Here is a 23,234-nt window from a genome sequence, read left to right on the forward strand (position 1 = left end):
GAAGGATAGACGACTGAGAGGGGTGGCCCTGACGGACCACCCCTCCAGGTGATTACTTGGTGACGGATCCGCCCGCGGCGACGATCTTCTCTTCGGCAGAGCCGGAGACCTTGTCGACCGCGACGGTCAGCGCGACGCTGAGGTCGCCCTGTCCGAGGACCTTGACCTTCTCGTTCTTGCGGACGGCGCCCTTGGCGACCAGGTCGCCGACGGTCACGTCGCCGCCCTGGGGGTAGAGCTCGCCGAGCTTCTCGAGGTTGACCACCTGGTACTCGACGCGGAACGGGTTCTTGAACCCGCGCAGCTTCGGCGTACGCATGTGCAGCGGCATCTGGCCGCCCTCGAAGCCGACCTTGACCTGGTACCGGGCCTTCTGGCCCTTGGTGCCACGACCGGCGGTCTTGCCCTTCGAGCCCTCACCGCGTCCCACGCGGGTCTTCGCCGTCTTGGCACCGGGAGCCGGACGGAGGTGGTGCACCTTGAGCACCTGGGGACGCGCGACGTCCGACGAGGCGGCCGGGGCCGACTTCGTGGTGGACGCCGTCGAGGCGGCGGCCTGGTCGGCCGCCGGCTTCTTGGCGGCGGCCTTGGGGGCAGCAGCCTTGGTGGTCGTCGCCTTGGGGGCGGCGGCCTTCTTGGGAGCGGCCTTCGCGGCCGGCTCCTTCTTCTCGTCAGCCATTAGTCAATCTCCTCGACCTTCACGAGGTGGGCGACCACGTTGACGTAGCCACGGTTCTGCTTGGTGTCCTCGCGGACGACCGACTGGCCGATGCGCTTGAGGCCCAGGCTCCGCAGCGTGTCACGCTGGTTCTGCTTCTCGCTGATTACGGACTTGATCTGGGTCACCTTGAGGTTGGCGGCCATCAGGCACCTGCCTTCTCGGTCGCGGCGGTGCGCGCTGCGTCCTCTGCACGCTGCAGGAACGCCGGCATCACCTGGTCGATGTCGAGGCCACGACGGGCCGCGACGGCACGGGGCTCCTCGAGGAGCTTCAGCGCCTCGACGGTCGCGTGCACGATGTTGATCGTGTTGGACGAGCCGAGCGACTTGCTGAGCACGTCGTGGATGCCGGCGCACTCGAGCACGGCGCGGACGGGACCACCCGCGATGACACCGGTACCGGCCGAGGCCGGACGCAGCATCACGACGCCGGCAGCGGCCTCGCCCTGCACGGGGTGCGGGATGGTGTTGCCGATGCGGGGAACGCGGAAGAAGTTCTTCTTCGCCTCCTCGACGCCCTTGCTGATGGCGGTCGGGACCTCGCGGGCCTTGCCGTAGCCGACGCCGACGAGACCGTTGCCGTCGCCCACGACGACGAGCGCCGTGAAGCTGAAGCGACGACCGCCCTTGACGACCTTGGACACGCGGTTGATGGTGACGACGCGCTCCAGGAACTGGCTCTTGTCGTCACGGTCGCCGCGGCCACGGCCACCGGCGTTGCGGTCGCCGCGTCCCTGGCCGCCACGGCGGTCGGTGCGACCGCCTTCGCGGTTGTTGGACTCCGAGCCGGCAGCCGTCTCGACGGGGCGCTCGACGACGGCCTCGGCCGGAGCCTTGGTCGCCTCCGTGGTCGCCTCGGGGGGAGTGGTGTTCGTAGCGTCGCTCACAGGTTCAAACCAGCCTCTCGGGCGCCTTCGGCGATGGCCGCGACGCGTCCGGCGTACTTGTTGCCGCCGCGATCGAACACGACGGCCTCGATGCCCGCTGCCTTCGCGCGCTCGGCGACGAGCTCGCCGACCTTGCGGGACTTCGCGGTCTTGTCACCGTCGAACGTGCGCATGTCGGCCTCGAGGGTCGAGGCGCTGGCGACGGTGATGCCCTTGCTGTCGTCGACGACCTGCACGAAGACGTGGCGGGCCGAACGGGTGACGACGAGACGGGGGCGTGCTTCGGTGCCCACGACCTTCTTGCGCAGGCGGGTGTGACGGCGCTTCGTGGCTGCCGACTTGGATTTTCCTCGTGTTCCGAGACCCATGATTACTTACCTGACTTTCCGGCCTTGCGGCGGACGACCTCGCCGGCGTAGCGGACGCCCTTGCCCTTGTAGGGCTCGGGCTTGCGCAGCTTGCGGATGTTGGCGGCGACTTCGCCGACGGCCTGCTTGTCGATGCCGACGACCGTGAGCTTGTTGTTGCCCTCGACCGTGAAGCTGATGCCCGCGGGCGGCTCGACGGTGATGGGGTGCGAGTAGCCGAGCGCGAACTCGACGTTCGAGCCCTTCGCCTGGACGCGGTAACCCGTGCCGACGACCTCGAGGCCCTTGGTGTAGCCCTGGGTCACGCCGATGATCTGGTTGGCGATGAGGGTGCGGGTGAGGCCGTGCAGGGCACGCGACTCACGCTCGTCGTCGGGACGCGTCACGACGACGGTGCCCTCCTCGAGCTTGGCTTCGATGGGGCTCTTGACGACGAGCGCGAGCTCGCCCTTCGGGCCCTTGACCGAGACGGCCTGGCCGTCGATCTTCACGTCGACCCCGGCAGGGATCGAGATGGGGAGTCTTCCGATTCGAGACATGGCGGGTTACCACACGTAGGCGAGGACTTCTCCGCCTACGCCCTTCTTCTCGGCCTCACGGTCGGTCAGCAGACCGGAGGAGGTGGACAGGATCGCCACGCCGAGGCCGCCGAAGACCTGGGGGATCTCGGTCGACTTCGCGTACACCCGGAGACCGGGCTTGGAGACGCGCTTGATGCCCACGATGGAGCGCTGGCGGTCGGGGCCGTACTTGAGGTCGATCGTGAGGGTCTGGCCCACGCGGGCGTCCTCGACCTTCCACGCCTCGATGAAGCCCTCGCGCTTGAGGATCTCGGCGATGTGGGACTTGAGCTTGCTGCTGGGGAGCGAGACGGTCTCGTGGTGAGCCGAGTTCGCGTTGCGCAGTCTGGTCAGCAGGTCTGCGACCGGATCTGTCATCGTCATGCGGTTGATCTCTTCCTCATCCGGTTTCGACATCCGGTACACCGGGTGCCGACCTCGATGATCGGGCGGTCACGGAGCGATTCTCCGTGACCTCAGGGGAACGGTCGGCAACTCCGACGAGGAGTTGCCGACCGGACGATCTTAGTTGGCCTGGTCGGCCGTGCGGAACGGGAAGCCGAGAGCCTTGAGCAGAGCCCGGCCCTCGTCGTCGGTCCGGGCCGTGGTCACGACGGTGATGTCGAAGCCACGGACGCGGTCGATCCGGTCCTGGTCGATCTCGTGGAACATGCTCTGCTCGTTGAGACCGAAGGTGTAGTTGCCGTTGCCGTCGAACTGGCGGTCGCTGAGGCCGCGGAAGTCGCGGATGCGGGGCAGGGCCAGCGACAGCAGGCGGTCCAGGAACTCCCAGGCACGGTCGCCACGGAGCGTGACGTGCGCACCGATGGCCTGGCCCTCGCGCAGCTTGAACTGCGCGATGGACTTGCGGGCCTTGGTGACCTGGGGCTTCTGACCGGTGATGGCGGTCAGGTCCTTGATGGCGCCGTCGATGATCTTGCTGTCGCGGGCGGCCTCGCCGACACCGGTGTTCACGACGATCTTGACCAGGCCGGGGACCTGGTGGACGTTCGTGAAGCCGAAGTCGTCCTTCAGCTGCGGCAGGATCTCGGCACGGTACTTCGCCTTGAGGCGGGGCAGCGCGGCCGGCGTGCTCGTGGTGGTGTCAGTCATCAGAGGTTCTCTCCCGACGCCTTGGCGTAGCGGACGCGGACGGTCTTGGTGACGCCGTTCTTCGTGACCGTCTCTTCGCGGAAGCCGACGCGGGTCGGCTTCTTGGTCTTGGGGTCGACGATGGCGACGTTCGAGACGTGCAGCGGAGCCTCGTGGGTCTCGATGCCGCCCGTCTTCGTGCCGCGCTGCGTCTGGCCGACGCGGACGTGCTTCGTGACCAGGTTGACGCCCTCGACGACGACGCGGTTGCGCTCGACGAGGACCTCGAGGACCTTGCCCTGCTTGCCGCGGTCGCCGCCGCGGGCCTGCGTGGCTCCGGTGATGACCTGCACGAGGTCACCCTTCTTGATGTTTGCCATGACTTAGATAACCTCCGGCGCCAGCGAGATGATCTTCATGAACTTCTTGTCGCGAAGCTCGCGACCGACCGGTCCGAAGATGCGCGTGCCACGGGGGTCGCCATCGGCCTTCAGGATCACTGCGGCGTTCTCGTCGAACTTGATGTAGGAGCCGTCCGGACGACGGACCTCCTTCTTGGTGCGAACGATGACCGCCTTCACGACGTCACCCTTCTTGACGTTGCCGCCGGGGATCGCGTCCTTGACGGTCGCGACGATCACGTCACCGAGTCCGGCGTAACGACGGCCGGAGCCACCGAGGACGCGGATGGTGAGGATCTCCTTCGCGCCGGTGTTGTCGGCGATCTTGAGGCGGGATTCCTGCTGAATCACTTCTGTCTCCTTCTACGCGAGCAGACCGCGAGGCCTACTTCGCCCTCTCGAGGATCTCGACCAGGCGCCAGCGCTTCGTGGCGCTGAGCGGACGGGTCTCGCTGATCACGACGAGGTCGCCGACGCCGGCCGAGTTGGCCTCGTCGTGGACCTTCACCTTGGAGGTGCGGCGGATGACCTTGCCGTACAGGGGGTGCTTCACGCGGTCCTCGACCTCGACGACGATGGTCTTCTCCATCTTGTCGCTGGTCACGTAGCCGCGACGGGTCTTGCGGTAGCCGCGGACCTCGACGGCTGCCGAGTCGACCTCGGTCTTGTTCTCGGTGGCCATTACTTCTCCTCGGCAGTCTCGACGGTGTCGGCGGCGGGCGCCTCGTCGGCGGCGGCAGCCTTCTTGGTCGACTTCTTGGTCGCCTTGGGGGCGGCCTCGACCGGGGCGGGGGTGGCACGGATGCCGAGCTCGCGCTCACGCAGGACCGTGTAGATGCGAGCGATGTCGCGCTTCACGGCGCGCAGGCGGCCGTGGCTCTCGAGCTGGCCGGTGGCCGACTGGAAGCGCAGGTTGAACAGCTCTTCCTTGGCCTTCTTCAGCTCGTCGACGAGACGCTCGTCTTCGAAAGTGTCGAGCTCGACAGGACGGAGCTCCTTGGAACCGATCGCCATTATGCGTCGCCCTCCTCGCGCTTGATGATGCGTGCCTTGAGGGGCAGCTTGTGGATTGCACGAGTGAGCGCCTCCTTGGCGATCTCCTCGCTGACGCCGCTGAGCTCGAAGAGCACGCGACCCGGCTTGACGTTGGCGACCCACCACTCGGGCGAGCCCTTTCCGGAACCCATGCGGGTCTCGGCGGGCTTCTTCGTGAGGGGACGGTCGGGGTAGATGTTGATCCAGACCTTGCCGCCTCGCTTGATGTGACGCGTCATGGCGATACGAGCGGACTCGATCTGACGGTTGGTCACGTAGGCGGGCGTGAGTGCCTGGATGCCGTACTCACCGAAGCTGACCTTGGTGCCACCAGTGGCCTGGCCGCTACGGCCGGGGTGGTGCTGCTTGCGGTGCTTGACACGACGGGGGATAAGCATGGTTACGCCTCAGCTCCTGTGGTGGCGGGTGCCTTCTGCTCGCGGGGGGCGCGGTCGCTGCCCCCGCGACGTGCACCGTCACGGTCGTTGCGGCGCTCGGGGCGAGACGACTTCTGGTTCGCCTGCTCGCGCGCGAGCTCCTTGTTGGTGATGTCGCCCTTGTAGATCCAGACCTTGACACCGATGCGACCGAAGGTGGTCTTGGCCTCGTAGAAGCCGTAGTCGATGTTGGCGCGGAGGGTGTGCAGGGGCACGCGGCCCTCGCGGTAGAACTCCGAGCGGCTCATCTCGGCGCCGCCGAGGCGACCCGAGACCTGGATCCGGACGCCCTTGGCGCCGGCGCGCTGGGCGCCCTGGAGGCCCTTGCGCATCGCACGACGGAACGCCACGCGAGCAGCGAGCTGCTCGGCGATGCCCTGGGCGACGAGCTGTGCCTCGGCCTCGGGGTTCTTGACCTCGAGGATGTTCAGCTGGATCTGCTTGCCGGTGAGCTTCTCGAGGTCGCCGCGGATGCGCTCGGCCTCGGCGCCACGGCGACCGATCACGATGCCCGGGCGGGCCGTGTGGATGTCGACGCGGACGCGGTCACGGGTGCGCTCGATCTCGATCTTGGCCACGCCGGCGCGGTCGAGCGAGGTCTTGAGCAGCGTACGGACCTTGATGTCCTCGGCGACGTAGTCGCTGTAGCGCTGGCCGGCCTTCGTGCTGTCGGTGAACCACCGCGACACGTGGTCGGTCGTGATGCCCAGACGGAAGCCGTACGGGTTTACTTTCTGGCCCATTACTTGCTCGCCTTCTTCGTAGCGTCGGCAGCCTCGACCTCATCCGGCGTCGCGAGGACGATCGTGATGTGGCTGGTGCGCTTCAGGATCTGGAAGGCACGGCCCTGGGCACGCGGCTGGAACCGCTTGAGGGTCGCGCCCTGGTCGACGAATGCACGGCTCACGTAGAGGTCCTGCTCGTCCAGGTAGCTGTTGTCCTTGTCCGCCTTGACGCGAGCGTTGGCCATGGCCGACGCGACGAGCTTGTAGACGGGCTCGCTCGCGCCCTGGGGCGCGAACTTCAGGATGGCCAGGGCCTCGAGGGCCTGCTTGCCGCGGATCAGGTTGACGACGCGGCGGGCCTTCATGGGGGTGACGCGGATGTGACGCACGCGTGCGATCGACTCCACCATTTCTCTCCTCCTTACGTCGCCGCGTTAGCGGCGACGACCCTTCTTGTCGTCCTTCACGTGGCCGCGGAAGGTGCGGGTGGGCGCGAACTCGCCGAGCTTGTGGCCGATCATGCTCTCGGTCACGAACACGGGGATGTGCTTGCGCCCGTCGTGCACGGCGATGGTGTGTCCCAGCATGTTGGGGACGATCATCGATCGGCGCGACCAGGTCTTGATGACGTTCTTGGTGCTGGCCTCGTTCTGCGTGACGACCTTGCGAAGCAGGTGGTCATCGACGAAGGGGCCCTTCTTAAGACTGCGTGGCATCTTCTACAACTCCTACTTACGCTTCTTGCCAGCGTTACGACGGCGGACGATGAGCTTGTCGCTCTCCTTGTTGGGGTGGCGGGTGCGGCCCTCTTTCTGGCCCCACGGGCTGACCGGGTGGCGTCCACCGGAGGTCTTGCCCTCACCACCACCGTGCGGGTGGTCGACGGGGTTCATGGCGACACCACGCACGGTCGGGCGGACGCCCTTCCAGCGCATGCGGCCGGCCTTGCCCCAGTTGATGTTCGACTGCTCGGCGTTGCCGACCTCGCCGATCGTGGCGCGGCAGCGGGCGTCGACGTTGCGGACCTCGCCCGACGGCAGACGGAGCTGCGCGTAGGGGCCGTCCTTGGCGACGAGACGCACCGAGGCGCCGGCCGAGCGGGCCATCTTCGCGCCGCCGCCGGGCTTGAGCTCGATGGCGTGGATGACGGTACCGACCGGGATGTTCTTCAGCGGCAGGTTGTTGCCGGGCTTGATGTCGGCGCCGGGACCCGACTCGACGACGTCGCCCTGCGACAGCTTGTTCGGCGCGATGATGTAGCGCTTGGTGCCGTCGACGAAGTGCAGGAGCGCGATGCGCGCCGTGCGGTTGGGGTCGTACTCGATGTGGGCGACCTTGGCGTCGATGCCGTCCTTGTCGTTGCGACGGAAGTCGATCACGCGGTACTGGCGCTTGTGGCCACCACCGATGTGACGCGTCGTGATGCGACCGGCGTTGTTGCGTCCACCGCTCTTGGAGAGCGGACGGAGCAGCGACTTCTCGGGGGTCGAACGCGTGATCTCCGCGAAGTCGGCGACCGACGAACCGCGACGACCAGGGGTCGTGGGCTTGTAGTTACGAATAGCCATTTTGTTTTCCCTCCGGGCCCTAGCCGACAGCCGTGAAGATGTCGATGGAGCCCGACTTGAGCGTCACGATGGCGCGCTTGGTGTCCTTGCGCTTGCCGGTGCCGAAGCGGGTGCGACGGGTCTTGCCGACGCGGTTCAACGTGTTGATGCTGTCGACCTTGACGTCGAAGATCTTCTCGATGGCGAGCTTGATCTCGGTCTTGTTCGACCGCGGGTCGACGATGAAGGTGTACTTGCCCTGGTCGATCAGGGAGTAGCTCTTCTCGGAGACGACGGGCGCGATGATGACGTCGCGGGGGTCCTTGCCGTAGCCGCTCATGCGGTGGCCTCCTTCTTGCTCTTCGAGGCGACGAAGCCGTCGAAGGCGCTCTTCGTGAAGACGATGTCGTCGCTGACGAGGACGTCGTAGGCGTTGAGCTGGTCGAACGTGATCACGTGGACCGTGGACACGTTGTTGACGCTCTTGCGGGTCAGCGCGTCGTCGCGGTCGATGACGACCAGGACGTGCTTGCTCGACGAGACCGTCGAGAGCAGCTCGAGCGCGACCTTGGTCGAGATCGTGTCGGCGACGAAGCCCTCGACGACGTGGACGCGGGCGCCGCGGGCACGGTCGGAGAGAGCACCGAGCAGGGCTGCGGCGATCATCTTCTTGGGGGTGCGCTGCGCGTAGTCACGCGGCTGCGGACCGTGGACGATGCCACCGCCGGTCATCTGGGGCGCACGGATCGAGCCCTGACGGGCGCGGCCGGTGCCCTTCTGCTTGAAGGGCTTGCGGCCGGCGCCGGAGACCTCGCCGCGACGCTTGGTCTTGTGCGTGCCCTGACGGGCGGCGGCCTGCTGGGCGACGACGACCTGGTGGATGAGCGGCACGTTCGTGACGACGTCGAAGATCTCGGCGGGCAGGTCGACGGTGCCGGTCTTCGCGCCCTTGGCGTCGAGGACGTCCACCGAGGTGGCCGTTGCGTTGATGGTGGCCATGAGCTACTTCCCCTTCACGGCGGTGCGGACGAAGACGATGCGGCCGCGAGCACCGGGGACGGCGCCCTTGACGAGCAGCAGACCCTTCTCGGCGTCGACGGCGTGCACCGTGAGGTTGAGGATGGTGACGCGCTCGCCGCCCATGCGACCGGCCATGCGCATGCCCTTGAAGACACGGCTGGGGGTCGACGAAGCACCGATCGAGCCGGGCTTGCGGTGGTTGCGGTGCGCACCGTGCGAGGCGCTGACGCCCTTGAAGTTGTGGCGCTTCATGACGCCGGCGAAGCCCTTGCCCTTGGAGGTGCCGACGACGTCGACCTTCTGGCCGGCCTCGAAGGTGTCGACCGTGAGCTCCTGGCCGAGTGCGTACTCGGCGGCGTCGGCGGTGCGGACCTCGGTGAGGTGACGACGGGGCGTGACGCCCGCGGCGTCGAAGTGGCCCGTGGCGGGCTTGTTCGACTTGCGGGGGTCGATCTGGCCGGCCGCGACCTGGACGGCGGTGTAGCCGTCCTTCTCGAGCGAGCGGATCTGGGTCACGACGTTGGGAGCGATCTCCACGACGGTGACGGGGACGAGCTTGTTGTTCTCGTCCCAGACCTGGGTCATGCCGAGCTTCTTGCCCAGGAGGCCCTTGACGTTCTTGGTGCTGCTGATGGTCATGGTCGCCTCCCCTAGAGCTTGATCTCGATGTTGACGTCGGCCGGAAGGTCGAGGCGCATGAGCGAGTCGACCGCCTTGGGCGTCGGGTCGACGATGTCGATGAGGCGCTTGTGCGTGCGCTTCTCGAAGTGCTCGCGCGAGTCCTTGTACTTGTGGGGCGAACGGATCACGACGACCACGTTCTTCTCGGTCGGCAGCGGCACGGGGCCGACCACCGTGGCGCCCGCGCGGGTGACCGTGTCGACGATCTTGCGCGCGGAGGTGTCGATGACCTCGTGGTCGTACGACTTCAGCCGGATGCGGATCTTCTGTCCCGCCATGTGTGACTCTCTCTCGTTCGGACGTCGCGCACCTCGGGGGCCGCCTGACGCTGTTCGCTGGGCGAACATCTGGCTCTACACGATCTTGTGAGGACTGTCGCCCTCGCGTACCGCTGTTCTGGTGTCAAGCCATCTCGGGAACGATGCGGGCGGCCGCTCGACGGGTTCCGCGCGAGAGGACCTCGGGGAGGTCATCATCGCTTGCACCGTCGCGCAGAGCTCGGCCCTGGCGGTGTTCCTGTGTGAGATGTGTCCTGCTACCCGCGGCCCAGACGTCTCGCGTCTGTGCACTGCCTGGCAGTGATCCGGCGCCCGCACGTGGCGAGCTCGGAATGTTGAACTAGACGATTTTGCCACACCCGAGCACATGCTGCAACCCGGGCGTGTCGCGGACCTCGCCGCGGCCTCACGGGGCTGCGGCGAGCGTCTCGCGGGCGGGTCAGGCCGTCTCGGCGGGGCGGAACCACGGCGGGTAGACGGCCACCCGCGGCGCGGCGCCGCCGAACTCGACGAGCAGCTGCTTGACCCGGTCGCGCATCTTGTCGTGGGGCACCCCGATCAGGGTGACGGCGTCGAGCGGCACGGCTCGCGGCACCAGGACCTCGGGCTCGAGCAGGTCGGGGTCGGCGAGCGAGAAGCGGCGCACCATCGAGGACGCGTCGTCGAGGCCGGCGCCCGAGCGGACGCCCTGGACGGCCGCGTCGCGCTCGGTCACGACGAAGTCGTCGCCGAGGGCCGTCACGGGGACCACGAGCATGACGAAGTCGGTGGCCTTCGCGGTGCGGGCGGCATCAGACCACTCGTAGCCCTCGGCGCCGGAGCGCAGGACGTCCCACGCGGAGGCGTGCGGGGACAGCGAGAAGGGCACGTGCGCGGCGACGGGAGCGCCGGAGGCGGTGCTGACGGAGGCGCGGAGGGCCCGCGTCGCCTCCGAGCTCACGTCGAGGACGGGGGCGGCGTCGGCCGAGGGGACGAGCTCGCCGGCCGCGAACACGGCGGGGAGGTTGCTGACGTGCGTCCAGTGGTAGACCCGCTGGGCGGCGAAGGCGGGCGCGACGCGCGCGGCCGACTGGGCGGCCACCGCCACGGCGGCGGAGTCACGGGCCAGGGCCGGCGTGCTGCGCAGCGACTCGGGCTTGCGCGAGGGGGCGCGGCGCTTCGTGACCAGGGTCCGGGCCTGCCCGTCGGCGTCGAGCAGGGGCTCCCGCTTGCGGGGGGCGCAGATGTCGCACAGCTCTCGCTCGAAACCGTGGATGCACTCGTCAGTCACTGCAGTTGGTCCTCTCGGGCGCCCGACTCGATCGGACGCAACCCTCTACGGTACGTCATGGGGCTGCCCGGTCGCGACCGCCTGCAGGCCGTCGGGGCGCCTCCTCGGCTCTGGCCTCAGCGGAAGAGCAGCGACCGGACCTCGCTCTCGGCCGAGCCGAGGCGGGCGGGATCGATCGTGTCGCCGTGCAGGTAGGCGTCGACCAGCCGCGGGTCGACGTACGAGGACCGGGCCACGGAGGGGGTGTTGCCCAGCACGTCGGAGGCGTCCCGCATGGCCTGCGCCACGGCGGCCTTGCGCCTGCCGACGGTGGGCTGCGGCCCCGTCCGGGCCAGGCTGACCGCGGCGGCGACGGTGCCGTGCAGGGTCCGGAAGTCCTTGGCGGTGAAGTCGTCGCCGGCGCGCTCCTTGACGTACTCGTTGATCTCGGAGGCGTGCAGCGGGCGCCAGGGCGACCCGGCCTCGGGGCGCCAGGCGAGCAGGCGGGACCGGCCGCCGCGCTGCTTGAGCCCGCGCACGACGCCGGCCAGGTCGGGGTCGCGGATCTCGGAGTCCCAGTCCTGGCCGCTCTTGCCCGGGAACGCCAGGGCGACGACGTCGCCCGACACCCGCGCGTGGGCACAGAGCAGGGTGGAGAGCCCGTGGCTGCCGTGCTGCTCGGCGTACCGCTCGGAGCCGACCCGCAGCGACCCGGTGTCGAGCATGCGGAACGCCGCCGCGAGGGCACGGTCGCGGACGGGCTCGTCGAGCCGCAGGTCGCGGGTGACGAGACGCCGGGCGACGGGCAGCGACTCCGCGAGGGCGAGCGACCGGTCGAACTTGACCCGGGCCTTCTGCTCGCGCCAGGTCGGGTGGTAGACGTACTGCCGCCGGCCGGCGCCGTCGACGCCCGTCGCCTGGATGTGGCCGTTGGCGTACGGAGCGATCCACACGTCCGTCCACGCGGGCGGGATGCCGAGGTGCTCGCACCGCTCACGCAGCTCCGGGTCGGTCACCGTCGCCCCGTCGGCGTCGCGGTAGGTGAAGCCCGAGCCGCTGCGGACACGGGTGATCCCGGGTCCGTTCGAGTTGGTCCTGCGGAGGCGCGGCATCCGTCGATCGAACCACCGGCGGCCGGGGGCGCGGTCGGCCGGGGTACAGGCGACGCCCCGCGCCGCTCGGGGCACGGGGCGTCGGGGACTCGAGGACTACTGGTTGCCGATCTTCTTGTCCGCCTGCTCCTTGGCGTTCGCGATCGCCTCGCTGTGCTTGCCGCCCGTGGCCTTGTCGGCCGCCTTGGCCACGGCGTCGAGGATGTTGTCGCTGACGCCCTCGGCCTTCTCGCTCTTCAGGGCGTCCTGGACCTTGCCGTCCTTCAGGAACTCCTGGGCCTTCTTGCTGATGTCGTCGAAGCCTGCCATGGTGCACCTCCTCCGAGCCGGCGTCTCCGGTCTCGCGACGAGTCTGCCCCGATCCGCCGCGGCCCGCACCCCCGGACATGCCGAAAGGGGCCGAGCTCTCGCGAGCTCGACCCCTTCGGGTGATCAGCAGATCAGATCGGTGAGGACCTGACTACTTGACGATCTTGACGACCGTGCCGGCGCCGACCGTGCGGCCACCCTCGCGGATGGCGAAGCGCAGGCCCTCTTCCATGGCGATGGGCTGGATCAGCTGGACGGTGATCTCAGTCGTGTCGCCGGGCATGACCATCTCGGTGCCCTCGGGCAGCGTGATGACACCCGTGACGTCGGTGGTGCGGAAGTAGAACTGCGGACGGTAGTTCGCGTAGAACGGGTTGTGACGGCCGCCCTCGTCCTTCGAGAGGATGTAGACGTTCGCCTCGAACTCGGTGTGGGGCGTGATCGAGCCGGGCTTGACCACGACCTGGCCGCGCTCGACGTCCTCGCGCTTGGTGCCGCGGAGGAGGAGGCCGACGTTCTCACCGGCGCGCGCGTCGTCGAGGGTCTTGCGGAACATCTCGATGGCGGTGACGGTCGTCTTGGACGACTTCTCCTTGATGCCGACGATCTCGACCTCGTCGTTCGGCTTCAGGATGCCGCGCTCGACACGACCGGTGATGACGGTTCCACGACCGGTGATCGTGAAGACGTCCTCGACGGGCATGAGGAAGGGCTGGTCCGTGGCGCGGACGGGCTCGGGGACGTTCTCGTCGACCTGGTCCATCAGGTCGGCGACCGTGGCGGCCCACTTCTCGTCGCCCTCGAGGGCCTTGAGAGCGGAGACCTGCACGACGGGGGCGTTGTCGCCGTCGAAGTCCTGGCTGGAGAGGAGCTCGCGCACCTCGATCTCGACGAGCTCGAGGATCTCCTCGTCGTCGACCATGTCGGACTTGTTCAGGGCCACGACGATGTAGGGCACGCCGACCTGGCGGGCGAGCAGGACGTGCTCACGCGTCTGGGGCATCGGGCCGTCGGTGGCGGCGACCACGAGGATCGCGCCGTCCATCTGAGCCGCGCCGGTGATCATGTTCTTGATGTAGTCGGCGTGACCGGGAGCGTCGACGTGAGCATAGTGACGCTTCTCCGTCTGGTACTCGACGTGCGAGATGTTGATCGTGATGCCGCGCTGCTTCTCTTCGGGCGCGTTGTCGATCTGGTCGAAGGCCGACGCCTCGTTGAGGTTCGGGTACTTGTCGTGCAGGACCTTGGTGATCGCCGCGGTGAGCGTGGTCTTGCCGTGGTCGACGTGACCGATGGTTCCGATGTTGACGTGCGGCTTGGTCCGCTCGAACTTGGCCTTAGCCACTGTGGGTCCTCCTCAGGACTCGGTTGCAGCGGGGCCGGGGGCCGGGTCGATGACCCGGCCTACCGGACGCTGCGGATTGGTGTGTGTACATGTTACGCGGTCGAGGAACGGCCGCGAGATTCGGGACTATTCGCCCTTGTTCTTCTGGATGATCTCCTCGGCGACGGCCGAGGGGACTTCCTGGTACGACTCGAACGTCATCGAGTAGACGGCACGACCCGAGGTCTTCGACCGCAGGTCACCGACGTATCCGAACATCTCCGACAGCGGCACGCTGGCCCGAACGACCTTCACACCACTGGCGTCTTCCATCGACGAGATCTGCCCGCGTCGCGAGCTCAGGTCGCCGATGACGTCGCCCATGTACTCCTCGGGCGTACGCACCTCGACCGCCATGAGCGGCTCGAGGAGAACGGGCTGGGCCTTGCGAGCCGCCTCTTTGTAGGCGATCGACCCAGCGATCTTGAAGGCCATCTCCGACGAGTCGACGTCGTGCGCCGCACCGTCGAGGAGCAGGGCCCGGACGCCCACGGTCGGGTAGCCCGCGAGGACTCCGACCTGCATGGCGTCCTGGATGCCGGCGTCGACCGAGGGGATGTACTCCCGCGGGACGCGGCCGCCAGTGACCTTGTTGACGAACTCGTAGGTCGACTCGGCCGTGACCTCGAAGGGCTCCAGCGCGATCTGGACCTTGGCGAACTGGCCCGACCCACCGGTCTGCTTCTTGTGGGTGTAGTCGTAGCGCTCGATGCCCTTCTTGAGCGTCTCGCGGTACGCCACCTGGGGCTTGCCGACGTTGGCCTCGACGTTGAACTCGCGCTTCATGCGGTCGACGAGGATGTCGAGGTGCAGCTCGCCCATGCCCTTGATGACCGTCTGGCCGGTCTCGGCGTTGAGCTCGACGCGGAACGTCGGGTCCTCTTCGGCGAGCTTCTGGATGGCCAGCGAGAGCTTCTCCTGGTCGGCCTTGGTCTTCGGCTCGATGGCGACCTCGATGACGGGCTCGGGGAACGTCATCGACTCGAGGACGATCTGGTCGGCCGGGTCGCAGAGGGTGTCGCCCGTGGTCGTGAACTTCAGGCCGATGACGGCGTAGATGTGACCGGCGGTGACGCTGTCGACCGGGTTCTCCTTGTTGGAGTGCATCTGGAAGATCTTGCCGATGCGCTCCTTCTTGTCCTTGGTCGAGTTGATGACCTGGGCACCCGACTCGATGGAGCCGGAGTACACGCGGACGTAGGTGAGGCGACCGAAGAAGGGGTGCACCGCGACCTTGAAGGCGAGGGCCGAGAACGGCTCGCTCGACTCGGGCTTGCGGACGATGACCTTCTCGGCGTCGCGCACGTCGTGGCCCTCCATGGGGGGCACGTCGAGGGGCGAGGGGAGGTAGTCGATGACCGCGTCGAGCATCGGCTGCACGCCGCGGTTCTTGAAGGCCGAGCCGCAGAAGATCGGGTACAGCTCGCTGTTGACCGTCATCTTGCGGACGGCGCCCTTGATCTCGGCGATCGTCAGCTCTTCGCCGCCGAAGTACTTCTCGAGCAGCACGTCGTCGGACTCGGCGACCGTCTCGAGGAGCTTGGCGCGGTACTCCGCCGCCTTCTCCTTGAGGTCGTCCGGGATCTCCTCGATCTCGTACTTCGCGCCCAGCTCGACGTCTCCCTTGGAGTCGCCGCGCCAGGTCAGCGCGCGCATCTCGACCAGGTCGACGACGCCCTCGAACGAGGACTCCGCGCCGATCGGGAGCTGCATGACCAGCGGCTTGGCGCCGAGGCGGTTGATGATCGTGTCGACCGTGAAGTAGAAGTCGGCGCCGAGCTTGTCCATCTTGTTGACGAAGCAGATGCGGGGCACGTCGTACTTGTCGGCCTGACGCCAGACGGTCTCGGACTGGGGCTCGACGCCCTCCTTGCCGTCGAAGACGGCGACCGCGCCGTCGAGCACGCGGAGCGAGCGCTCGACCTCGACCGTGAAGTCGACGTGGCCGGGGGTGTCGATGATGTTGATCTGGTTCTTGTTCCAGAAGCAGGTCGTCGCGGCCGACGTGATCGTGATGCCGCGCTCCTGCTCCTGCGCCATCCAGTCCATCGTGGCCGCACCGTCGTGGACCTCACCGATCTTGTGGGTGATGCCCGTGTAGTACAGGATGCGCTCGGTGGTCGTCGTCTTGCCAGCATCGATGTGCGCCATGATGCCGATGTTGCGGACCTTGTTCAGGTCGGTGAGCACGTCCTGTGCCACAGGTTCCTCCGAAGGGGTAGGTGGGGAAAGCGGGAGCCGAGGAGGCGCGGTGCACGTCGTGCGCACACCGCGCCTCCGCAGCTGTTACCAGCGGTAGTGCGCGAAGGCCTTGTTCGCCTCGGCCATCTTGTGAGTGTCCTCACGACGCTTGACAGCGGCGCCGAGGCCGTTGCTGGCGTCGAGGATCTCGTTCATGAGGCGCTCGGTCATCGTCTTCTCACGACGAGCCTTGGCGTAGGAGGTGAGCCAGCGGAGCGCGAGGGTGTTCGCGCGGTGCGGCTTGACCTCGACGGGGACCTGGTAGGTCGAGCCGCCGACGCGGCGCGAACGCACCTCGAGGGTCGGGCGCACGTTGTCGAGCGCCTTCTTCAGCGTGGCGACGGCGTCCTGGTCGTTCTTGGCGGTCACGCCGGCGAGGGCGCCGTAGACGATGCGCTCGGCGAGGCCCTTCTTGCCGTCGAGGAGGATCTTGTTGACGAGCTGGCTGACGATCGGCGCACCGTAGACCGGGTCGGCGACGACGGGGCGCTTGGGCGCGGGTCCTTTACGAGGCATTACTTCTTGTCCTTCTTCGCACCGTAGAGGCTGCGAGCCTGCTTGCGGTTCTTCACGGCCTGGGTGTCGAGGGCGCCACGGACGATCTTGTAGCGCACGCCGGGGAGGTCCTTCACGCGACCGCCGCGCACGAGCACCATCGAGTGCTCCTGCAGGTTGTGGCCCTCGCCGGGGATGTAGGCGGTGACCTCGGTGCCGTTGGACAGCTTCACGCGGGCGACCTTGCGGAGCGCGGAGTTCGGCTTCTTGGGGGTGGTGGTGTACACGCGGGTGCACACGCCACGCTGCTGGGGGTTGGACCGCAGGGCGGGGGCCTTGGTCTTGACGACCTTCGGCGTGCGTCCCTTGCGGACCAGCTGCTGGATGGTTGGCACTGGTTCTCCTTGGTTGCGCTCTGCGGTGCGGCCGGTGGTGCGCCGTGCAGTGCTCTGCTCTGTCCGACCGGATGGTCGGCGTCCTCGTCTCGTCGGGACCGGGCCTGCACGAGGCCCTGACCCGCCCGGCAGCCGCGCAGATGACGCACGCGGGGAGCCGGGGGACGGTGTGACCCTGCTCGTGCCGGGTCGTCGACCGTGGTACGAGCGGGATTTTCGGGCGCGCGATGAAGCGCACACCCCAGAGAGCATAGCTTCGGGGAGGGGGTTAATCAAATGTCCGCCGGGCGGGACGGGACCTCCGGCGCGGACGACCGGGCGCCTCCTCGGCCCGTCAGCGAGCGGGCTCGGCCCGCGAGAGCAGCAGCGTGCCGAGCACCACCAGGGCGGCGCAGACGACGGCGCCGAGCACGAACGGCGAGAGGGCGTAGCGGGCGGCGAAGAGCAGGAGCCACACGGCCTCGCCGCGGACCACGGCGTAGCCGACCCCGCCCACGACGAGCATGGCCGCCCAGACGGCGACGGCCGTCGACGCGACGGCCGGCCAGGGGCTCGGAGGCGCGGGCCGGGGACCGGGGACGCCGCCGCCCTCGGCTCCGGGGCGCGGGCCGCTGCGGGCCAGGCGTGCGTCGGGCAGGGGCTGGGCGGGGAAGGTGCCGCGCACCTCCGGCGCTCCCCCGTCGCGGGCGTCGGCGAGCGCGGCCGAGCGCATCAGCGCGGACAGGACGACGAACAGGGCGGCCGCGCCCATCGCGGGGCCGAGGAACGGGCCGGCGTCGGGCTCGCCGATGACGTCGCGGTCGAGCAGCAGGCTCTCGAAGCCTGCGGTCGCCACGAGCAGGGCGCCGAAGAGGACGCTCGCCATCAGGGCGTACACGGCACGGGTCATGCGTCGAGGGTACGCCGGGGCAGCAGGACGGCCCGCGGCCTCCCCTGGTGGAGGAGGCGCCGGGCCGTCGAGGAGGCGCGGGTCAGTTGCCGGCGGCGGTCGCGTCGGTGCCCGGGGCGGCGGTCTCGGTGCTGCCCGGGGCGGCGGTCTCGGCAGTGCCGTCGGCGGGGGTCGCGGCGGCGCCCTGGTCGGCGGTCGCGCCGGCGGCCGACGCGTCCGCGCCCTCGGCGGCGGCCGGGTCGGTGCCCTCGGCCGTCGCGTCGGTTCCGTCGTCGGTGCCCTCGGCCTGCGTCGGCGCGGTGGTCGTCGCGTCGTCGTCGGCAGTGGCGTCGTCCCCGTCCTGGAGGACGAAGACGAGGCCGCCGATCGTCCAGGCCTGGGCGCCGGGGGCGGCCGTGGCGCCGTCGGCCTGCTCGCCCTCGGTCTCCTCGGCGCCCTCGATCGTGGTCACCAGGAAGAGACGCGAGCCCTTCTGCAGGCGGTCGACGAAGTCGAGCGCCTGGGCGTACGAGCCCTCGATCTCGACCGTCACGGCGATCGTCGAGAAGTTCGCGGCCGTGACGGCAGGATCGGTGAACGTCGTCGGAGCCGTCGGCCCGGACGCCGCGGCAGGCGCGTCGGCGGACGCGTCCGTGCCCTCGGACGAGTCCGTCCCCTCCGTGGTCGACGCATCGGCCGCCGGAGCGGCGACGGAGGCTGGCATCTCGTACGAGACCGCGTCCTCGGTCGTGAAGCCCGTCACGGGCACACCGGCGGCGCCGGCCATCTCGCCGAGCTGCCTCAGCAGCTCGGGCATGTTCGGCGAGTCCGGCACGGAGGCCCGACGGGCGTCGCGGTCGGCGCTGAGCGACCCCAGCTCGTCGTTCTCGGCGACGAGCTGGGCGAGCGTCGCCCGGAGGCCCTCGTTCTGCTCCTCGACCGTGGCCCGCTGGTCGGCGGCCGTCGTCGCGGCCGCGAGCTGCGGCTGGACGCCGAGCAGGAACCCGAGCGCCAGGACGGCCACGCCGCTCAGCACGGCGACGATCATCTTGATGCGGTTGCTGTCCACGAGGTCACTCGCCTTCCGTCAGCGCGAAGCGGTTCGAGAACGCGCGCTGGTCCATGTGCATCGTCACGGTCGTCTCGTAGACGCCGTCTTCGAGGGTCACCGTGCCCGGGGTGGCGTCGGTGTAGCCCGGCAGGGAGGTGAGGCCGTCCAGCCAGTCGGGCACGCTGGGCAGGCTCGTGCTCTGCGCCGTGAACGTCACGGTGCCGATCCGGGCCGCCTGGAGCGCCGTGTCGGACTGGGCATAGTCCTCGACCGGCGTGGCCTGGTCGATCATGATGCTGGTGATGACGACTCCGTCGGGGAGGGTCGACTCGATCTGCGCCAGGTACGACGGCCACGCGATCTCCGTCGACCCGGCGACCGCCTGCGCCACGCTCAGGAGCGTGATCTCGGTCTTCGTATCGCGCACCTCCGTGTACTTGCCCTGCTCGAGCAGCAGCTGCGCGGTGTCCGACTGGGCACCGAGGAGCTCGTCCTGCGCCTCCATCGAACGCAGCGTGGCGCCTCCGACGGCGATGCCGACGATCGCGGCGGCGCCGACCACGCCCATCCAGGCACGACGGACGGCGACGCCGCTGCGACGCTCGGCCCGCACCTCGGGGGGCAGCAGGTCGACGCGGGGCAGTCCCCCGACCGTGGCGGTCGCGGTCTTCTTGGTCGTGCGGCTCATGCGGCGCTCCCCAGGGCGAGCCCGAGGGCCACGGTCATGTCGGTGGCGCGGCCGCGGAGGGCCGCCTCGTCGACGCCCTTGCCGAGCGCGACGGTGGCGAACGGGTCGGCCATCACGACGGGCAGGCGCGTCACCTCGGAGAGAGCGTCGGGCAGGCCGGGCAGCAGGGCGCCGCCGCCGGCGAGGACGATCTGCGAGACCCTCTCGGACGGGCGCGTGTTGACGAAGTACTGGACGGTGTTGCGGAAGCTGCCGAGCAGCTCGTTCACCGACTCGAAGATGGCGGCCGACGAGGCCTGCTCCTCGGCGTTGGTGATGTGCGTGCTCAGGCCGCGTTCCCGCTTGACGGCCACCGCCTCCTCGACCGAGACGCCGCGCCGGGCGACGATCGCCTGCGTGACGTCGTCGCCGCCGGAGGGGATGATGCGGACGAACTGCGGCACGCCGTCCGTCGCGATGATGACGGACGAGGTGCTGTGGCCGATCTCGACCAGGGCCACCGTGCCGGTGAGGCCCGGGCGGTTGATCAGGAGGCGCGTGTTCGCGAACGGGATCAAGTCGACGCCCATGGTCGACAGCCCCGCGAGCTTGCTGGCGCGCACGTTGCCGAGGACGGCGTCCTTGACGGCAGCGATGAGCAGGCCGTTGAGCACGGGGCCGTTCTCGCCCTCGGTCTCCTTGTACGGGTAGAAGTCGAGCAGCGCGTCGGCGACGGGCACCGGCAGCATGTCCTGCACCTGGAACGGCAGCGACTCGCGGATCCGCTCACGCGACGCCTTCGCGACGGTGAGGTCACGGGCGAGCACGCGCTGGTTGCCCATGCCGAGCACGACGTTCTTGCTCTTGAAGCCGCCGGTGGCCCAGAGCTGCTTGAGGGCGCTGGCGACCGTCTGGGGCTCGAGCACCTCTCCGCGGCTGGCAGCGCCGTCGCTGAGGGCCATCTCGGAGAAGCGGACGACGGTGGGCCTCGGCTTGTCGACGTCGGCGACCTCGACCGCACGGAGCGATCGGCTGCCGATGTCGACGCCGACGATGTTCTTCGTCATGGGGTGGTCTCTTTTCTGCGTGAGGTCGGGGTCACGCGACGCTGAGGAGCTGGAGGTAGGAGGCGGCGACCATGCCGCCGACGAGCACGCCGGCCCAGGCGCCCGCGAGCATCCAGGGGCCGAACGGGATGCCGCCGGTGCGCTGGGCACGGCGGGTGGCGAGCAGGACGATCGAGAAGAGGCCGCCGAGCAGGAACGCGGCGAAGGCGCCGACGACGAGCTCGCCCCAGCCGAGCCAGCCGAGCCAGAGGCCCAGCACGCCGGCGAGCTTGACGTCGCCGAGGCCCATGGCCCCGGGCTTGACGAGCGCGAGGGCCAGGTAGAAGAGGAACAGGGCGGCCATGCCGACGACGCCGCGCAGCAGCGCGTCCCACTCCCCCGACAGGGCCGAGGAGGCGCCCAGCAGCACGAGGCCGACCGCGTACGACGGCAGCACGATCGCGTCGGGCAGCCGGTGGTGCTCGACGTCGATGATGGCGAGCGCGACGCTCGCGCCGGCGAGCCAGAGGAACGCGACGAGCTCGAGCAGCGCGGCGACCAGGGGCGCGGCCTCGGTCGGCACGGCCGTCCAGGGCCAGACGACCGCGGCGACCAGGGCGAAGAAGCCGCCGGTGGCGAGCTCGACGACCGGGTAGCGGGCCGAGATCGCCGTGCGGCAGCTGCGGCAGCGGCCACGGAGGGCGAGCCAGCTGAGCACGGGCACGTTGTCGTACGCCTTGATCGGGGCGTGGCAGCCGGGGCAGGCGCTCGGCGGCGACGAGATCGACATGCCCGCGGGCACCCGGTACACGACGACGTTGAGGAACGAGCCGATCAGGAGGCCGAGGCCGCCGGCGGTGACCGCGGCGAGGAGCAGGGCGGTCACGAGGCGGCCCCCGTCGAGGTGAAGGCCGGGGCGACCTCGGTCACGGTCGTGATGCCGTAGACGGTCGTGACGGGGCTGATGAACTTCGGCGGCGACAGGGTCTTGAGCCGGCTGTCGTAGACGTAGTTCTTGACGTAGCCGTTCGAGCCGCTGCTGACGATGCCGCGGAACTTCTGCCCGAGGGCGCCCCGGATGGTGAGGGTGCCCCGCTGTCCACCGCGGTCGTAGTTCTGCACGGTGATGCTGTGCTTGAGCGAGATGATGGCCGCGTTGACCTCGTTCACGCGGTCCGCGGTCGAGAGGACCGCGCCGTTCGACGAGGTGACCGGGTTGTAGATCCAGGCGGTGCCGGCCGGCGACAGGCCGAGCAGGTCGCGGTTCTGGTCGGCGTACTTCAGGTCGCCGGTGATGTAGAGGTAGTTCTGGCTGGCGATGGTCGTGTTGCCCTTGAGGGTGCCCTTGACGAACACGTCGCCCTTGCGGGCGTCGTAGGCGCAGGAACCGCGCCCCGTGACGTCCGCTCCCGGTGCCTGCTCGTTGGCCATCGGGAACCCGACGCCGTTCGCGCCGCAGCTGCCCTCGGGGATGGTGAGGACCGACGTGGTGTTCTTGTCGGACGGGCTGGTGGGGATGTCCTGCACGTAGAGCAGGTTGTTGTCGAGCACGGGGACCGTCGCCCCGGCAACGGACTTCAGGGCCGCGACGCTGCCGCACACGCCGTTGTTCGTCCGGGCCTCGCTCGCCGTGTCGCCCGCCGTCTGCACGAACTTCGTGTTCGGCGACCGGACGGTCATCGTGCCGTCCGCGTTGAACACGACGGACGTCGGGCCCGTGTACAGGCACCCCGGGGTCAGGACCGGTGACGTGGCGTCGTTCTGGAGGTCGTACCGCGTCTCGCGCTTCTGCTCGGTGTTGGTGCGGGGGAGGTCGTAGGTCTCGCGGTAGCCGGGCTGCGAGGCGCGGTTGGGGAACGACTGCCCCGTGCACCTGTTGCCGTTGGAGTCGGTCGCGAGGTAGCGCAGGCCCGTGTTGTAGGTCGTGCTCGACGTCGTGACGCTCGTCTCGAAGGTGGCCTGGCAGATGCGCATGGTGTCGTTGCTGTGCACGTCTCCCTTGAGGACGTCGCCGCTGCCGAACGCGATCGACCGGCAGGTCGTCGGGCGCCCCTGCCACGCGTACTTGTCGACGCAGGCCGTGGCGCTGGTGTCGACCAGATCGGGGTCGGGGTTCTCCTGGTCGGTGAAGTACAGGTAGTCGATGAAGCCCTTCTGGCGCACCTCGGCGACGACCGAGCGCACGACGCCGCCCGACGTGCCGGTGGCACGCAGGCGGAGGCTGCCCTTCGAGGCGTAGGCGCTGTTGTCGACCTCGTAGCGGAACTTCGACGCCCCGCCGCTGCCCGGCACGGTCGCCCACGCCGACGCGGACGTGCCGAGCGAGAACGCCGGGTTCGCGCTCGCGGCGGAGGGCAGCACCAGCCCTGTGCTGGACCGGCTGAAAGGTGCGGAGGCGTTGCCGTAGCGGTAGTACGACGCGTCGTTCGAGAGCCGGGCCTGGTAGTCCTCGACCCCCGCGTACGCGGCGGCGACGGCAGCGGCCCAAGACGACTCGCGCGTCGACTTCTGGAGACCGCTGACCGCCACCCCGACCGCCGTGGCGGCCATGACGAGGATCACCATGCCGAAGATCAGCACGATCGCCATGGCCATGCCGCGGTCGGTGCCGACCTCGTCGAGGCGAAGTCGTCGTCGGAGGGTGATCACGAGGGTTCCTGTCTTGG

The 23,234-nt window shown here is 69.0% G+C and carries 33 protein-coding genes; all 33 read right to left on the bottom strand.

Translation table 11 applies throughout. The annotated features are described in order from the left end of the window. Positions 1 to 52: 52 nt before the first annotated feature. The 33 genes from rplO to FHR78_RS09130 all read right to left on the bottom strand — a co-directional run bounded on the left by rplO (position 53) and on the right by FHR78_RS09130 (position 23,217). Positions 53 to 679: a 50S ribosomal protein L15 gene (gene rplO / locus FHR78_RS08970; protein ID WP_166760170.1), complete on the bottom strand. Its 627-nt coding sequence runs from the start codon at positions 677 to 679 to the stop codon at positions 53 to 55. After that, complete coding sequence (gene rpmD / locus FHR78_RS08975) at positions 679 to 864, bottom strand: 50S ribosomal protein L30 (protein WP_166760171.1); 186 nt, start codon at positions 862 to 864, stop codon at positions 679 to 681. The genes rplO and rpmD overlap by 1 nt, the downstream gene beginning before the upstream one ends. Further along, positions 864 to 1,607 carry a 30S ribosomal protein S5 gene (gene rpsE / locus FHR78_RS08980; protein ID WP_166760172.1) on the bottom strand — a complete coding sequence of 248 codons (744 nt, stop codon included), beginning with the start codon at positions 1,605 to 1,607 and terminating at the stop codon, positions 864 to 866. The genes rpmD and rpsE overlap by 1 nt, the downstream gene beginning before the upstream one ends. Further along, complete coding sequence (gene rplR, locus FHR78_RS08985; protein ID WP_166760173.1) at positions 1,604 to 1,975, bottom strand: 50S ribosomal protein L18; 372 nt, start codon at positions 1,973 to 1,975, stop codon at positions 1,604 to 1,606. The genes rpsE and rplR overlap by 4 nt, the downstream gene beginning before the upstream one ends. Positions 1,976 to 1,977: 2 nt before the next feature. After that, positions 1,978 to 2,514: a 50S ribosomal protein L6 gene (gene rplF, locus FHR78_RS08990; RefSeq protein ID WP_123547697.1), complete on the bottom strand. Its 537-nt coding sequence runs from the start codon at positions 2,512 to 2,514 to the stop codon at positions 1,978 to 1,980. A gap of 6 nt (positions 2,515 to 2,520) precedes the next feature. Beyond that, positions 2,521 to 2,919, bottom strand: a complete 399-nt coding sequence (gene rpsH, locus FHR78_RS08995) for a 30S ribosomal protein S8 (protein ID WP_166760174.1) — start codon at positions 2,917 to 2,919, stop codon at positions 2,521 to 2,523. 141 nt (positions 2,920 to 3,060) lie between these two features. Further along, the gene (gene rplE / locus FHR78_RS09000; protein WP_166760175.1) at positions 3,061 to 3,648 is read right to left on the bottom strand and encodes a 50S ribosomal protein L5; all 588 of its coding nucleotides are present in this window, start codon (positions 3,646 to 3,648) and stop codon (positions 3,061 to 3,063) included. Then, positions 3,648 to 4,007 carry a 50S ribosomal protein L24 gene (rplX, locus tag FHR78_RS09005; protein ID WP_133738230.1) on the bottom strand — a complete coding sequence of 120 codons (360 nt, stop codon included), beginning with the start codon at positions 4,005 to 4,007 and terminating at the stop codon, positions 3,648 to 3,650. Before rplX ends, rplE begins: the two co-directional genes overlap by 1 nt. A gap of 3 nt (positions 4,008 to 4,010) precedes the next feature. Next, complete coding sequence (rplN, locus tag FHR78_RS09010; protein ID WP_043593350.1) at positions 4,011 to 4,379, bottom strand: 50S ribosomal protein L14; 369 nt, start codon at positions 4,377 to 4,379, stop codon at positions 4,011 to 4,013. 34 nt (positions 4,380 to 4,413) lie between these two features. After that, on the bottom strand, positions 4,414 to 4,710 hold the full coding sequence (gene rpsQ / locus FHR78_RS09015; protein WP_166760176.1) for a 30S ribosomal protein S17: 297 nt from the start codon (positions 4,708 to 4,710) through the stop codon (positions 4,414 to 4,416). Beyond that, positions 4,710 to 5,042, bottom strand: coding sequence for a 50S ribosomal protein L29 (gene rpmC, locus FHR78_RS09020; RefSeq protein ID WP_166760177.1), 333 nt, complete (start codon positions 5,040 to 5,042; stop codon positions 4,710 to 4,712). Before rpmC ends, rpsQ begins: the two co-directional genes overlap by 1 nt. Beyond that, positions 5,042 to 5,461 (bottom strand): 50S ribosomal protein L16, encoded by a 420-nt coding sequence (gene rplP, locus FHR78_RS09025; RefSeq protein ID WP_043593355.1) that lies wholly within the window; start codon positions 5,459 to 5,461, stop codon positions 5,042 to 5,044. Before rplP ends, rpmC begins: the two co-directional genes overlap by 1 nt. A 2-nt stretch (positions 5,462 to 5,463) precedes the next feature. After that, entirely contained in the window at positions 5,464 to 6,243 is a 780-nt protein-coding gene (gene rpsC, locus FHR78_RS09030; RefSeq protein WP_166760178.1) for a 30S ribosomal protein S3, read from the bottom strand. After that, entirely contained in the window at positions 6,243 to 6,635 is a 393-nt protein-coding gene (gene rplV, locus FHR78_RS09035) for a 50S ribosomal protein L22 (protein WP_055799894.1), read from the bottom strand. Before rplV ends, rpsC begins: the two co-directional genes overlap by 1 nt. Before the next feature lie 24 nt (positions 6,636 to 6,659). After that, entirely contained in the window at positions 6,660 to 6,941 is a 282-nt protein-coding gene (gene rpsS / locus FHR78_RS09040; protein ID WP_056057385.1) for a 30S ribosomal protein S19, read from the bottom strand. Positions 6,942 to 6,953: 12 nt separating this feature from the next. After that, positions 6,954 to 7,793, bottom strand: a complete 840-nt coding sequence (rplB, locus tag FHR78_RS09045) for a 50S ribosomal protein L2 (RefSeq protein ID WP_166760179.1) — start codon at positions 7,791 to 7,793, stop codon at positions 6,954 to 6,956. A gap of 19 nt (positions 7,794 to 7,812) precedes the next feature. Then, positions 7,813 to 8,112 carry a 50S ribosomal protein L23 gene (rplW, locus tag FHR78_RS09050; protein ID WP_123547687.1) on the bottom strand — a complete coding sequence of 100 codons (300 nt, stop codon included), beginning with the start codon at positions 8,110 to 8,112 and terminating at the stop codon, positions 7,813 to 7,815. Further along, a complete protein-coding gene (gene rplD / locus FHR78_RS09055; RefSeq protein WP_166760180.1) occupies positions 8,109 to 8,771 on the bottom strand; it encodes a 50S ribosomal protein L4 in 663 nt (220 codons plus the stop codon). The genes rplW and rplD overlap by 4 nt, the downstream gene beginning before the upstream one ends. Before the next feature lie 3 nt (positions 8,772 to 8,774). After that, positions 8,775 to 9,425, bottom strand: a complete 651-nt coding sequence (rplC, locus tag FHR78_RS09060; RefSeq protein WP_347878177.1) for a 50S ribosomal protein L3 — start codon at positions 9,423 to 9,425, stop codon at positions 8,775 to 8,777. Between the two features lie 17 nt (positions 9,426 to 9,442). Continuing rightward, positions 9,443 to 9,751: a 30S ribosomal protein S10 gene (gene rpsJ, locus FHR78_RS09065; protein WP_043593369.1), complete on the bottom strand. Its 309-nt coding sequence runs from the start codon at positions 9,749 to 9,751 to the stop codon at positions 9,443 to 9,445. Between the two features lie 439 nt (positions 9,752 to 10,190). Then, positions 10,191 to 11,021 carry a DarT ssDNA thymidine ADP-ribosyltransferase family protein gene (locus tag FHR78_RS09070; RefSeq protein ID WP_166760182.1) on the bottom strand — a complete coding sequence of 277 codons (831 nt, stop codon included), beginning with the start codon at positions 11,019 to 11,021 and terminating at the stop codon, positions 10,191 to 10,193. A gap of 116 nt (positions 11,022 to 11,137) precedes the next feature. Then, positions 11,138 to 12,112: a DNA topoisomerase IB gene (locus FHR78_RS09075; RefSeq protein WP_166760183.1), complete on the bottom strand. Its 975-nt coding sequence runs from the start codon at positions 12,110 to 12,112 to the stop codon at positions 11,138 to 11,140. 96 nt (positions 12,113 to 12,208) lie between these two features. Continuing rightward, positions 12,209 to 12,421 carry an Rv0909 family putative TA system antitoxin gene (locus FHR78_RS09080; RefSeq protein WP_166760184.1) on the bottom strand — a complete coding sequence of 71 codons (213 nt, stop codon included), beginning with the start codon at positions 12,419 to 12,421 and terminating at the stop codon, positions 12,209 to 12,211. Positions 12,422 to 12,572: 151 nt separating this feature from the next. Then, positions 12,573 to 13,766, bottom strand: coding sequence for an elongation factor Tu (gene tuf, locus FHR78_RS09085; RefSeq protein ID WP_146902811.1), 1,194 nt, complete (start codon positions 13,764 to 13,766; stop codon positions 12,573 to 12,575). A 126-nt stretch (positions 13,767 to 13,892) separates the two neighbouring features. Next, positions 13,893 to 16,007, bottom strand: coding sequence for an elongation factor G (gene fusA, locus FHR78_RS09090; protein WP_166760185.1), 2,115 nt, complete (start codon positions 16,005 to 16,007; stop codon positions 13,893 to 13,895). A gap of 84 nt (positions 16,008 to 16,091) precedes the next feature. Beyond that, on the bottom strand, positions 16,092 to 16,562 hold the full coding sequence (gene rpsG, locus FHR78_RS09095; RefSeq protein WP_166760186.1) for a 30S ribosomal protein S7: 471 nt from the start codon (positions 16,560 to 16,562) through the stop codon (positions 16,092 to 16,094). Beyond that, complete coding sequence (gene rpsL / locus FHR78_RS09100; protein ID WP_043593380.1) at positions 16,562 to 16,936, bottom strand: 30S ribosomal protein S12; 375 nt, start codon at positions 16,934 to 16,936, stop codon at positions 16,562 to 16,564. The genes rpsG and rpsL overlap by 1 nt, the downstream gene beginning before the upstream one ends. Before the next feature lie 334 nt (positions 16,937 to 17,270). Beyond that, positions 17,271 to 17,825 carry a DUF6121 family protein gene (locus FHR78_RS09105; protein WP_166760187.1) on the bottom strand — a complete coding sequence of 185 codons (555 nt, stop codon included), beginning with the start codon at positions 17,823 to 17,825 and terminating at the stop codon, positions 17,271 to 17,273. Between the two features lie 82 nt (positions 17,826 to 17,907). Beyond that, positions 17,908 to 18,873 (bottom strand): hypothetical protein, encoded by a 966-nt coding sequence (locus tag FHR78_RS09110; protein ID WP_166760188.1) that lies wholly within the window; start codon positions 18,871 to 18,873, stop codon positions 17,908 to 17,910. A 4-nt stretch (positions 18,874 to 18,877) separates the two neighbouring features. Further along, entirely contained in the window at positions 18,878 to 19,543 is a 666-nt protein-coding gene (locus FHR78_RS09115) for a PilN domain-containing protein (RefSeq protein ID WP_166760189.1), read from the bottom strand. Beyond that, the gene (gene pilM / locus FHR78_RS09120) at positions 19,540 to 20,589 is read right to left on the bottom strand and encodes a type IV pilus assembly protein PilM (RefSeq protein ID WP_166760190.1); all 1,050 of its coding nucleotides are present in this window, start codon (positions 20,587 to 20,589) and stop codon (positions 19,540 to 19,542) included. Before pilM ends, FHR78_RS09115 begins: the two co-directional genes overlap by 4 nt. A gap of 31 nt (positions 20,590 to 20,620) precedes the next feature. Next, positions 20,621 to 21,454, bottom strand: coding sequence for a prepilin peptidase (locus tag FHR78_RS09125; protein WP_166760191.1), 834 nt, complete (start codon positions 21,452 to 21,454; stop codon positions 20,621 to 20,623). Next, complete coding sequence (locus FHR78_RS09130) at positions 21,451 to 23,217, bottom strand: hypothetical protein (RefSeq protein ID WP_166760192.1); 1,767 nt, start codon at positions 23,215 to 23,217, stop codon at positions 21,451 to 21,453. The genes FHR78_RS09125 and FHR78_RS09130 overlap by 4 nt, the downstream gene beginning before the upstream one ends. Positions 23,218 to 23,234: the final 17 nt, after the last annotated feature.

The organism is Frigoribacterium faeni (genome assembly GCF_011761235.1).
In the GTDB taxonomy this organism is placed as follows: Bacteria; Actinomycetota; Actinomycetes; order Actinomycetales; family Microbacteriaceae; genus Frigoribacterium; species Frigoribacterium faeni_A.